The organism is Legionella drozanskii LLAP-1 (genome assembly GCF_001467585.1).
Lineage (GTDB): Bacteria > Pseudomonadota > Gammaproteobacteria > Legionellales > Legionellaceae > Tatlockia > Tatlockia drozanskii.
In genome coordinates, this window is sequence record NZ_LNXY01000004.1 from 42,185 (window position 1) to 55,525 (window position 13,341).

Here is a 13,341-nt window from a genome sequence, read left to right on the forward strand (position 1 = left end):
GCTGTAGCATTTTCAATCCTAGTCATTATGATTCACAACTATCCTCTTACATCCAGATATTTTAGCTTTCAGAAGCAAAAGGGCAGGCTATTATTTAATAAACAGGACAATTATCAATGGAAAACGCTGTCTAGAGAGGAAGCTTCTCAAGCTCAAGAAATTGCACCCCTATTAAATCAATATATAGATTCACTGACAAACAATGAAATGGGTCATCGCTTTTTTAAAAACCTAGTCAACGAGATCGAAGAGAAAATTTCAGGTCAAAGAAATAGATCAAAATCACTTAAAATTTCCCTCCAACAATTACAAAAAGATTGTTTAGCGGTAGATTCAATAAGTAGGATTTCTATATTTATACATGTTGTTCATGCTCTTGCCAACAAGGGTTACAGTATTGCCTTTAATTTTAGTGAAGTTTTTTTATTGACCGAGGACCAACCTCTCCCTGCGCATTACAGCAAACCTGATGATCATTGGGACAGGGATCTGCACAAATATCAGCAACTCATTTCTTCTTTTGCTTATCAGTTTGCCAAAGGTTTATTCAATAGGTTTAGACCTATAATAGACTCCCATAGTTCAGAGACAGAGATTCTTATCGCCTCTCACTATACAAGTATCAAACCACAGGATGTGAACGAAATCCCCGATCTAAACATTCCCTTAGTAAGGCTCCCTTGCTTTAGATCATCCTATGAGGCTCACACCTACTATGATATTTGCAATTGGGAGCCTTTCTGTAAGACCTTAAGCGATAAAACAACTCACACGAAAAATTGGTTGGTGCTAGCTTTCACTACGCAAGATCCTATTAAGGAACTATTGGACTCCTTGAGTTGTTATACTCGTTCTACCCGCGCATCTCATTCAGAAATTGTCATCATTCTTCAGGGACAAGCTTATGAAGCAATTGAAGAAAGAGAGCAAATTTATAGTGTTATCGCTGAAAATATCGACCGTTTGCAGTGCAAACAGTTTTTTCACATTATTTTTCTAACTAAAGATTTAAAATCTTTTCATCCAGAAGAAACCCTTCTTTCTCTCGCACCAAGGTATCCCCACAAAGCGCATTTCAGTCCCTTGGCAGATAACGCAGGGTACTATTTAAGTGGTTCTGCTTTCTTTGCAGAAAGTGACGACTTTACTGCAGAATGGCTGGAACAGGCTGAAATTTCTCCGAAAATAACCGAAATTAAACCGGAAGAAGAGGTCAGTGGTTATATCTATGGAGATGAGCCTAGAGAAAAAGTCCGTCAGTCCAAATTCTCGAGCAAACGGGATTTAAAATCTCAGGTTGGTCTGACTTTTAAATACAACTTAGCGCTTCGGCAGGAAATGCAACAGGAGGTCCAGCAATCCCAGTCACTAAAGCATGAGATAGCCAAAGAACAAAGCATTACTCAGCAAAGACAACATCAACTCAGTGAGCAAATCGATTCCCCTTTTTATACACCCCCCATTCCAATTTCAGTTTTCGCTCTAAATTTATACGAATTGGCTGAGCAATATTTACAAAAGTTGACACTTGAAGAACAGCTACAACAAGAAATGTATTACACCTCTTGGTATCAATCCAATTATTCTCACCAAGCTATTTTAACAAAACTATTGGCTAGTCCTGGAGAGTTTCTTGCTGATCATATTGCAAAAGTCCTTGGACTGGGCTACACCGTTTCCTTCCCAGAAATAGCAAGTATCGTTGCTGTGGATGAATCCTCTCTATCTGTTGGCGAGTTCACCAAACTTGCCGGTAAAATAGTCAAGGTAGCAGCAACTACCCCTATGCGCTTCGTAGGACAGTACAAAATGGTCCCTCTACCTGGCTATTCTTGTGAAAGTATTGAAGCCTATCTTGTTGGGGATATTTTCTTTCGTATAGGTGATTTTTCTGATGGTATAAATCCAGCTGATCGCCATAAGGGTTATTCTCGCTTTTTACGAAACAGCTTGATGCAAGGCTGGGATAAGGTATCAACCACTCTAGCACCAGTAGATAATGCCCTCTCGACACTGCCAGCTCAGATTTCTAAACTATCCCTGTTTGCTAATCGTCAAGGTTGCGGATATCAAAGTCATTTCAATGCTAACTTGCTGAGCACAGATGAATCTGAACTCGATAGCGATTTAGAAGGCTACCATTTTAACTCGCTATTAAGAATTTTTACGCTTAATCGTTACGAACTATATTGTCTTGCTAAACTGCCTGTTAACACCCAAGACTATAAAAACAGCTATATTTTTTTAGAAAAGGCGAGGGCACTTTATTACATTGAAGATAAAGGAAAAGTACTCGATTCTGAGCTGACTAGTTATCACTCTCTCATAGAGGGCCTGCAGCAAACAAAACCCTTAGCTCCTGGCAAATACTTGCTTAGCAAGGCAAAGATAGCAGAATGGATCACCGCCAAGAAAGGCATAGCAGCGCCAGATAGATTTGCAGATCCGGCTTATATCGCTGAAATGGAAGCACATTTTTTTGCTCTAATTAAATTTGCGTTCCCAGAGCATGTTGCCATTGTTAGCCAATTGTTTGAAAATTTTGATGAGCACAATCTGGATAATGTTCGTATACTTTTTCAGCTTTTACTTTCGGTAGGACACGAAAGATTTGTTTTATTTTTAAACTATCTTGTTTCTCTTGAACAAAAATGCCTGTTAAACCATTTTTCTAAAATCTATTTTAGCTACGCACCAACCCTATATTCTCTTGTTAATGTTTTCAAAAAAGCAGAAGTTAAGGTAATCAATACGAGCCATAATCATCGGGGTCAATACCTGACGAATACTCGGGCCACTATAAAGGAAAATGATAAAATCTGCTTTTTAACTTTGGCAGAACGTACACCTGTGGCCAGCTCAGAACAAGAATGGCCTCTGTTTGAAAGATTTGCCCACGCAGCCTTGGTGTTTGCAGCGAAACATCACCTATCTATTAATTCTGCTGGCTTAGCGGAGATGGAAGAGTTCTGGCACAGAGTGGCTGCGAAGTTTCTAATTTACTGTGAGGGTAATTCAAATCAACAAAAGCAATTACTTAATCAATTTTTAGCTAGTTTGATTACAAAAGATGGTCTTAAGCTGGCGCAGCTAAGAAAACTAGATACTCTATTGGTCTGCCTGGAAAATCTTTTGGATCATGCCATAGAAAAACGTATTCTTTGGGAGCAAGTTGCGGAATTAGAGGCTATTTCTCTTGCCTGGACTGACGTGCCTTATGCCACCGCCTACAACGGTTTTCATCTGGTTTGCAAAGAGATGAATATTAAAGCAGGCTCAATTGGTGCAGGCAAAAATAGTTATACTGTTTCTTTAAGTGAATTAACACGATCTATTCGTGAGTTCAACCCTACTTCTCCTTCCTTAATAACAGAGGTATTCCGCTACTTAGGTAAAGAATCATTTCGAGAAGATCTTGATTTTTATCGGAGTCTATATCCATCTGAATACTCAAATCCCAATGATCAGAAAATCTATGAATTGATTTGGGCTTACTATGTATCTACGTTTACTGGGATCAATTACGACCCTCATCCTGAAGAAATCGATTTTATTAATCGATGCCTTCATTATTTGCAGCAACATTCTTACGCCAAGACTGTGAATGTCGATCAAATTTTACTTATCAGTCATTTTTTGCAAAGGCTTTACCAACTTAAAACCAACGCGCAAAAAGGGACTATGACCTTGTGGGCACTCTGGCAAGAAAATAACTTGTCATTCCAGCTGCCGCCTTCTCTCCCTATCCCCGAAATCCTTGCTAATAAATTTGATCTAAAGGAGCTTAAGAAATTTCTTCTAGCACATCAGACAGAGCTGCAGCTCAGCTTACCAATGCTTCTAAGCAGTGCGAGACTAAAAACCTCACCAAAACCACTTCACCCAGCCCAAGCTGAAAGAGCTCTTGCTGAGTCACTGCTTGCTAGTTTTTACGATAGGGATGATGAGAAGTATGAGAAAGCTCTGCAATTACTTAAAATTTTAGTGCCCGATTTTGGTATCACGCTTTTTCTGAAAAATCTGTTGGATGTACTCGTCTTAGTGGAGAGTCTTCGCCAGCTGAAACAGGTGGACGCTAGATTTTTTGCAGAACTTCAGAGCATACTCAAGGAATATCCTGATATAAAAGTTGCCATTAGTTTACTTAAGTTAGCTAAAGAAAAACTCGATAATCAACCTGAGCGCTTAAAATCCTTCACTCTTTTTTTGCAGGGTCTAGCAGCACATCCCGAATTATTACCTCGCACCAGTTTGAACAAAGAGCTTGAGCTTATTTTAGATTATTGTCTTAATGCTTCGATTGATGAAGTTTCTCTACCGATGCTCTTTGGTCTATATCAAACCTTAGAGGGCGATAGCGAAACCCTAAAAGGACTCTTAGAACTCATGCGCGATGAAAGAGTCTATGCCTTTTTTCATCAACATGTTCAGGAAAAATTATCGGCAACCTTATTACAAAAAGTGACCAAGCTCATAAAAAAAACTAATGATGCGCTGAGCGTCCTGACTATTATTGAATATTCTTTTGGGGAAAAGGAGCAGGACGATGATGGTTTGTTCATTGATACGCTTTCAAACCTCGAAGATAAGAGGTGTGTTTCTATCCTGTTTCTTTGCAATGCGATGTGCAGACAACAAAATGAATCGCTCTCTAATCTCTTGGAGCTTTTACTTCCCGTTCCAGACAATTATTTGCAGACTTTGATCTGTCTTTACAAGCATCATCAAATTCCCATATCAACTCTTAAGGAAATTCTGGAATCACCCTCTATAACCGCAGCTATCGACAAGCTTGAAGAAGAAGTTTATCGAGCGGATCTGCCTAGCTATCGCTACGATGTTAAAGAGCTTAAGCAAAAAATAAATGAAATTGAGTATAATTCCTGGGATGATCAACCCCCCAAACCCCTTACGAATTCTGCAAGAAAACTTTTAAAACATGATTACAAAAAGGTGATGGTCTATATTGAACATCAACCTGTCTATATTGAGCTCAAGGATGGTGTGGCTCGTTCCTATACCATTCATCAACTCAAAAGTCGCCATTTTCCAGTCGTTTTCAATGCCCTTAAGGAAAGAATTAGCCGCGGCGAAAACATCAAAGAAAATCAACTAGCTCTGATCGCTCTTTTTTGTGTTGCACTTAAACGAACGAGTAAAAAATTTCCCCGTCCAACCCAACTCCTACCGCTTATTCATAGTCTGAGTGAAAAAGGTCCGTTGGTTCAAGGACTCAGTACAGGGGCTGGTAAAAGTATTATTGCTGCAGGGCATGCTGTTTTGCGCATTGCAGCAGGTAGAACGGCCCTCATTCCCACTGAAAATGAGAAATTAGGGCGCGATGGTATTGTGAATTTTGGCGATTGTTACAACTATTTAGGGATCCCCTATGGCACAGGGATTATTGAAGCGCATAGCTCCTACTCTGACTATGTTGCCCATGGAGTCAATTATTCTACACCTCATGGACTTTCACTGTTTTTTATCTGCATGGCGATTCAAAAGATACGTCTGCCAAAAAACATGGATCTCATTTGGGATGAAATCGATGCAAGTCTTCTCTCGACGGTGCCTTTTCGTTTAGCGGCTACCTTAGAACCAATTTTGCGCGATACCCAAAGCTGGTCAAAAGTATATGTCTATTTGCTGGAATTTGTACAAGAAAAACAACTTTTTTTAGACAATCATTGTAGTAATAGAACGGATATCCACAATTTTCGTGTGTACTGTCAGGCAAAAAATCCAGACAAATCACTGGCTGATTTTATCAAACAAATTCCTGATCCCTTACTTGAAACCCTTTTCGACTCAGCCAGACTCTCAGTGCAGTTAGAAGAAAAAGTCGATTATATGGTGGTTGAGAGAGAAGAGCAGGGCAAGAAACACTTCTATGCGGCGCCATATCTACCCACTAGTCGGGCTGAGCCACGAGCAAGTTTTGGTGCAGGTGCACAACCTCTTTTGCATACTGAAAAAAATAAAGCACTTGCTGTTGATGATTCCACTCGTTTTAGCATTTTATCAGAAACAGAAACGGTTTTTAGCATGACCTCTAAAAATCTGCTTGATAGAATACGGGCGAAAGGATCTATTATTGGCGCTACGGCAACCCCTGGTATGCCCAATCAACTTAAAGAATTTCGTAATCAGCATGGCATCATAGCTGTTCATTACCCCAGTTTCTATCCCGATCGTTGTGAAGACTTAGGCATTTTCCCGGCTGAAGGGTGGGATGAGCAAAAAAAAGTCGCGCTTGCTCTGATTAAACTATCCCGAAGGCTTCGACAAAACCAACCTGTCTTACTCATCTGTGAATCGGCTCAGGCTGCAAGCGATCTTTATAATGACTTGAACTCTCCTGAGTATTCATGGAGCACACAGAGTTATTATGGCTATAGTCAAAATCCGCAGGAGGAAGAGCAGTTTATTATCGAAGCCGGCAAAGAAAATAAGGTCAGTATTACGACTAAATGTGAATCACGCGGCGCTGATTTTGACTCCGATCATGAACAGGGCCTCATGGTCATTAACTTATGTACTCATTTGACTGAAGAAGAATTAGTTCAGATTAAGGGACGTGGGGGACGAAATGGTAAGCAGGGTCAATTTTGCTCAATTATTGACGTGCAACAGCTAGGTTTAACCACTAAAGCGCCTGCTGAAGAGCTTAGTGCAACGTTCAAGTCTTTTCAACAAGCAATTGGCCTTCAAGCCCAGCAAGAACGCGCTAAAACCCGTTTTCTGGAGCAAAGCCGCAGCCTTGCTATCTGGTATCTACTTGATCTTAGGGAAAAAGCCGATCGGATCTTAAGCCGCCAACACGGACGGGATTATTCTCTTGTTGAAACCCTCGAATTTATGAAAGCCCTTAGAGATTTCAACAGAAATGCAGAAAACTATTATTTCACATTACTCAAAAACCATGGACAACCTGATGCTGAAATGAAACAGCGTTTCCTCGAGTATTTGACTAATGAATACAATCAAATCGTGGAGCACTGGCTTCCTGATGAGAAATTTGGACATTATCAGCCCGTAGAACCTTTGGTTCCCTTGCAAAGTCTTGAGATTTTCGAAGGGATAGATAAGGTAGAAGTTAAACATCTGCTCGCAGTCAGTGAACTGCTTGCTATGGGATGGGAAGCCATTGGCCATCAGCCAATGAATAGGACTCTCGTCAAGGTTGAGCAAATTACGAGAACGCTGGATAAATATAGCGAGGGTCAATGCGGGTTCAAAACGATGGTTGCCCAGTTAGCGACGGAATTTGACCTGGTTAACATCCCAACCCTTATCTCGATGCTTGAAGCGGTTGAAACAAATTGTGTTGAAACTCTTGAAGAACTCCCGCCTGCTGCAGAAGGTCTTTTTTCAAAGCAAAAAGCCTTAGATTTCGTCACAGAATATGTTGCAAAAACTAAAACGCTGATTCTTGAAAAGCGCTGGGAAGAATTAACGCTTCCAATCATTCCTGATGATATTTTTTCCTGGGATGACAACAGCTCATCTTCCTCTCTGAAAGGCATGGTTAAAAAGGGTTTATTCACTGTAGGTGGTAAAATAGGTATCTACGCCTTAATCAAATTATATGTACTGCCCACGATAATGAAGATGCTTAGCGATCAAATTAAGGAATGGGTACCTGATGATGAAGCAAAGCAGCTACAACTGATGAAAATCTTGCAAGAGCTTGAGCCCGTGCTGCAGGATTTCTTGACAGCCATTCCTAAGCATATTCATTCTAAGGAAGCGTTTTGGACTTTGGTATTGAATAAACTGCTACCTATTCTGGAACATCAAAGTATCAAAGAAGCAGTGCAGCTTTTGAATAATGATGCAGGTACGGTACTGGAAGGGATAGTTACCCTCATCAAATCTTTTGAACCTCATAAAGTACCCTCTTTAAAAGAATTAGTTGATCCCAAAACTCTGATTTTCCTTTTTAAACTGGCCAATCGATTTGGTTTGATTCAACTGTTGGTTAAAACCCCCGTATTCAAAGAGATTTTGAACCGATTTGCGTTATTGGATACTGAGTTTTTTACTGCATTTGCCCAGACTGATTTTAAATCTCTTTTCCACATTATCCATCTTCTTGCCCATCCCGTCTTTTTCAAGTTTTTAAAAGAGCTACCTCCTGATACCCAGTTTAAACAACTAAAGGCCTGGCTAAATCCTGAGGCAAACAATCTTCCTGACTACGTCAGCCAAGCTGTCGAAACGCTGAATGAGTATCAGCTTAATCGTGAGAATATAGAGGCAAGGCAAGCCCAGAAAATTCAGGGACTCAAAGCGAAATTTACCTTGTCACCAGCAAAGCTACAACTGGATTTACAAGCTCTCGAGCCAGTATTTCCAAAAGAAGTACCCCCGCCGCCGATACCAACACCAGTTTTATCTCGCATTCTTGCCTGGATTTCAACGCATTGGCTATCAAGCCTGCTTCTGTTAACCGCGGCTATACTCCTATCTTGGATCATTATCCCCGTAGTTCTTGTTGCCGGCGTCATCTATGCGGGAGTTTTCCTTTGGCATAAAATTACAGTCCTTATGGAAGCTAGCAAAGGGGCTGGAAAAACCAATGAAGAAAGCTATATCGATCCTATCATTATAGATTTGTCTCTTGCTGCTCAAAATAACCAGCCTATCCCTGGAATATATCCACCTGCGGAAACGAGTAATGTCAATGAGGGCAAAGGCAAAGAAAAATTAGATGAAAGTAGATTGATAAAAACATGTTATCCAGCTGATTCCACAAGGAAACTAGGTTTATTTATCAATGGTAACACCAAAAAGGATATGCGTTCTTCTCTCTTGCTACCGGAATCCTCTAGCAACTTACTGACAGCTAAAGCTAAGCAGACCGACTTGTCTGTTCACGCAAGTGAGCAATTGGCATCCTCATTCCTCTCCTATTAGCGCTCTTTCGCGGACGAGGAAGCTTTAAGTGGCAACCCTATTTACCCGCGCTAAACTCCCTTGCAATTAACCACAGAGCTGCCTCTTCATAGGGGATATTTAGCTTTAGCATGATCATCAGTAACTTGAAGATGCGCGATTGAGTGGCTAATAGTGTTGAGATATTATAGCCGTAAAAATACTTTCCCAGGCCATAAAAGCAGAATCAGGATTATTTAATGAATGCAGGAAAAAAATTATCAGTCCCCCAAAAAAAAAGAGCCGATGCAGAAAAATGGTTTGAAAGTGGTAAAATTCATTTTAATGAAGGTCGTTTTGAAAAAGCCATCTTAGACTTCAATAAGGCAATAGATTTAAATTGTACCAATAAAGAATATTTTTTTTGTCGCGGGAATGCGCATAGAAAATTGGGTAATTTTCTAGCCGCTCGCAGGAATTATAAAAAAGCGACGGCAATAGATCCTAGCGATTTCCGAGCCTATACCAATTGGGCCTTAACCTATTTCAGAGCAGCTGAGGGTTTCAAAGTAGGTAGTCTAATGCATAATCATTTTATAATGGCCAATAAGTATTATAAAAAGGCAATTGAAAGTTTTCCGAATTTTGCAACACCTTACTTTAATTTAGGAAATATTTATTACGCAAATGGTTGCGATGATGTAGCAATGGAATACTTTGATGAAGCAATCAAACGCGATCTAAATTATGCATCAGCCTACAATAATCGTGGAAATGTTTACCTTTCGTTAGGAAAAAAAGATCTTGCTCTTTTAGATTATAATAAAGCCATTGAGGTCGATTCTTTTTGTATGGCTGCCTACACAAACCGCAGCAAAATCAATCTGGAAAAGGGGCTTTACAAACTTGCATTGCAAGATATGCCTTTTATTACTGATGAGAAACTACTTTCCACAATCGCAACAGAAGCAAAAAAGTATGACAATTTTCTAGATATTGAAGCCCTTATTAAGAAAACAAGGAAAATAAATTTTTTTATAACAACCTATCGGTTACAGCTTAATGAGGCACAAGCTCTGCTGGCAGCGAACGAGAGCACTCGCACGTGGCTTTTGCAAGCATGGCAACAGCTCGCTACAGCTAAGGATATTGATGACAATGAAATTAGTATAAACGAAGCGATTAATTTACCTGCGGAATTATGGGAATTAATTTCAATGTTTCTTGTCGGACTTGATAAAAAGGGTACCTATAAAATCCAAGATATTGTTAATCGACAGTTACAGTATGGTTTTGCTGAAAGACTATTCAGCTCTGCAAATAATGCGGGCTTTTTCAAAACCACCCCGCAAACGAAAGGAGAGATTGAGAAAGCTGAGTCACGCTATCAAAGAAGAAAGTGTTTTTAGGAGGGGTTGACAATAACTTCCGAATCTAAGAAAACAGACTTTTAATAATCCGTCCCAATTCCTTTATGGCGCAGTACAATGGATGTTGTTTAGAATAGTAACTGAGATGCTTGAACCGTTGTGATGCCGTTGTGGCTTTAAGTTTATCGTAACCATCAAACGCAAAATATCATCCCAATGGGTTTTAATTAAATCAGTGTCAATATAGCGATGCGGGATTTTATATCCTCTGGTTTCATAGGTGCTAAAACTGTATAGGGTGGCTTTCTTCAGACTTTTAATTCTGGGCGAAAAATAAATCCCTAGCAGTTCAATATCCCGAAAATTGCTTCAGAATACTCCTGAATAACCAGGTAAATCAATTTTAATTCTGGTTCCCCAAGTTAATCTTAATGCATTAATGATCGCAACAATATCAATTATCTCCTGAAGAATTGCTCCACTCACTGGGTTAATAAATCCTGCTGCGGCAAACCCCATACCGATAAGACTAAACATCATACCGCCAAGAGCACTTTGTAACACAATTCTACGTGTATTTAAGCTAAGATGGATTAATTCATCAACTTTATTGAGCGTGTTTTCCATGATAACAGCACCGGCTGCTTCGGCGGTTATATTACTGAATTGTCCGAAAGCAATGCCTACGGTTGCTGCAGTCAATGCTGGAGCATCATTGATTCCATCGCCCATAAAGACAGTTGGCCCCTTCTTTGTTTCATGACGAACAATTGCTAATTTTTGCTCAGGACTTTGTGAAGCATGGATTTCTGTCAAGTTTAATAGAGTACCCATATATTTAACTTCGGATTCTCTATCCCCTGAAACCAACATAATTTTATTAAATTGATGGTATGGCGTCAGATGACTAATAAATGATTTACTTTCTGCTCGCGGAGCGTCATGAAAATGGAACGAAGCGGCGTATTCGTTATCCAACAAAATGATACATTCCAATCCCGGTGATACAGGTGGAAGTAAAGATGCATATTGAGGCATCGTTTCTAATAATTTTTTCCGACTGGTAATGTAAATTGTGTGTTTATTTATGATGCCATGCAAGCCCTGACCGGGCTTTTCAGATACATTAGAGGATTTAAGAAATTTTATATTACGTTCTTCTGCAGCTTTTAAAACAGCGTTTGAAAGAGGATGTTTTGAATAGCGTTCGATACTGGCAACATATTGTAAAACTTGCTTAATCTTATAATTGGGGGTTGTAATAATTTCTGTTAAAGCGGGTTTACCGTAGGTAAGAGTTCCAGTTTTATCAAAAATGGCGGTTTTACAGGTAGGCAATTTCTCCAAAACCGTTGGATCCTTGATAATAATAGCTTGTTTTGCTGCTCTGGAAATAGCGCTGATTAAAGCAATCGGAATCGCTATTAATAAAGGACAGGGTGTCGCAATAACTAACACAGAAAGAAATCGGATGGCATCTCCGGTGAAATACCAAGTGGCGAATGCAAATACGAGAGCAATTGGTGCAAAAACCGCTCCAATTTGGTCGCCTAAACGTCTTATTGATGGACGTTTTTGTTCTGCTTCTTCTAATACTTTTACTATTGCAGAATAACGAGAATCAGAGGCCAGTTTATCTGCTTTTACAATTAATACTGATTCTGAATTAATAGCACCAGATAAGACAGAAGTCCCTGGTGTTTTAGATATTTGATAAGGTTCACCTGTTAGATAGGACTCATCCATAGAGCCATGTCCTTCAATTACAGTACCATCTACAGGACATGCCTCATGTGGATAAATAACTATTTCATCATTAACATGAATGTTTTGTATTTCAATATCTTCAATAAGTCCATTGACTTTTCGATGCACTATTGAAGGCATACGTGCAGCAAGGGCTAGCAAAACGGATGATGCTTTACGTTTCGCATAAGACTCTAATGTTTGACCACCTGCGAGCATTAGAACGATTAATGTAGCAGCTAAGTATTGATGCAATAGAATACCGGTTAGTAATGCAATTGCTGCTAATAAGTCTGCTCCTAAATTGCCTTTAAAAAACTTAAATATTATGAGCAAAAACAAGGGTATCCCACCGATTATTAGAGGGAATAATAATGGAATAACTGGAAATGATATATTAAATAGACGCATGAGAAGGTGTATGCTAATCGCAATTAATGATAATATTGCGATATATAATTGCCATCTGGTATTTTGTGAAATAAGAGTTAGTCTCATAAAATATAATTCCATCGATATCCATCTTTAGATCTTCTTCATCTTCCTATTTTGTCTCACAGTTCCTGATTCTTCATGCTTAGCTCCAGGAGCATGTATTGCTGCCTCTAATAATTTATTAATGAGATTTAACAATCTTTTTGAGATAATCACGAACTACATGGCGATTGTAGATTTTTATTGGTTTTTTCTTTTAAAAAATACTTTTTCATAACATATTATTTAATAATATCAAACAGTACTTCATGCCTCGGGACCACGGACAAGAAGAACTGGAATCGGTGCAATTCGAATGGTATTTTCAGCTACACTACCTAAAAAGAGACGATTAAAACCACGTCTGCCATGAGTCCCTATAACCAATAAATCAGCTGACCACTCCTTTGCGGCTTCAATGATTATTTCAGCAACTCTTCCCTGTAGTGGTTTTAATTCAATCAGAGAGGTTTCCACTTTTAAGGATGTTTGGCTTGATATTTTTTTTTCTGCATCATCTAAAATCTGTTTTCCTTCTTCTTTCAATGCGTTAATTAATAAAAAAGTATCAAAGCTTGGCCCGATATAGGCAACATTTTCATCAACTACGTGGATTATTCGTAAATGAACATTTTGGTCTTTAGTTAGTTTAATTATTTCTTCTACTGCAGCATTTGATACATTACTACCATCAATTGCCAACATAATTTTTTTATACATTCTAATGACTCTCTGCTTAAACAGTTTGTTATAACCTAACGCGTTAAGTATAGACCATAGAATATACTAGTTATTCCAAATGGGATTAACGAGAGGGTGCTGTCTTGTAAATCCATTAAAAATCAATGACTTATAATAATTGGATCTCACTTTA

4 protein-coding genes and 1 pseudogene are annotated in these 13,341 nt (G+C 39.1%); 2 read left to right on the forward strand and 3 right to left on the reverse strand.

Translation table 11 applies throughout. From position 1 onward, the window contains the following. Positions 1-27: 27 nt before the first annotated feature. Positions 28-8,919 carry a helicase C-terminal domain-containing protein gene (locus tag Ldro_RS02965; protein WP_058494945.1) on the forward strand — a complete coding sequence of 2,964 codons (8,892 nt, stop codon included), beginning with the start codon at positions 28-30 and terminating at the stop codon, positions 8,917-8,919. Between the two features lie 218 nt (positions 8,920-9,137). After that, positions 9,138-10,286, forward strand: a complete 1,149-nt coding sequence (locus tag Ldro_RS02970) for a tetratricopeptide repeat protein (protein ID WP_058494946.1) — start codon at positions 9,138-9,140, stop codon at positions 10,284-10,286. Between the two features lie 25 nt (positions 10,287-10,311). On the opposite strand, the pseudogene Ldro_RS16965 reads toward Ldro_RS02970, so the two are convergent. From Ldro_RS16965 to Ldro_RS02980, 3 genes and pseudogenes are all read right to left on the reverse strand, one after another. Continuing rightward, positions 10,312-10,601 (reverse strand): annotated as a pseudogene (locus tag Ldro_RS16965) (Tn3 family transposase). 15 nt (positions 10,602-10,616) lie between these two features. Next, a complete protein-coding gene (locus Ldro_RS02975; RefSeq protein ID WP_058494966.1) occupies positions 10,617-12,491 on the reverse strand; it encodes a heavy metal translocating P-type ATPase in 1,875 nt (624 codons plus the stop codon). A 243-nt stretch (positions 12,492-12,734) separates the two neighbouring features. Further along, positions 12,735-13,187: a universal stress protein gene (locus tag Ldro_RS02980; RefSeq protein ID WP_058494947.1), complete on the reverse strand. Its 453-nt coding sequence runs from the start codon at positions 13,185-13,187 to the stop codon at positions 12,735-12,737. Between the last annotated feature and the right edge of the window lie 154 nt (positions 13,188-13,341).

Bases quoted from the DNA above. Each gene is read 5' to 3' on its own strand.
- Ldro_RS02975 (WP_058494966.1), bottom strand. From the start codon at position 12,491: ATGAGACTAACTCTTATTTCACAAAATACCAGATGGCAATTATATATC.
- Ldro_RS02970 (WP_058494946.1), top strand. From the start codon at position 9,138: ATGAATGCAGGAAAAAAATTATCAGTCCCCCAAAAAAAAAGAGCCGAT.
- Ldro_RS02965 (WP_058494945.1), top strand. From the start codon at position 28: ATGATTCACAACTATCCTCTTACATCCAGATATTTTAGCTTTCAGAAG.
- Ldro_RS02980 (WP_058494947.1), bottom strand. From the start codon at position 13,187: ATGTATAAAAAAATTATGTTGGCAATTGATGGTAGTAATGTATCAAAT.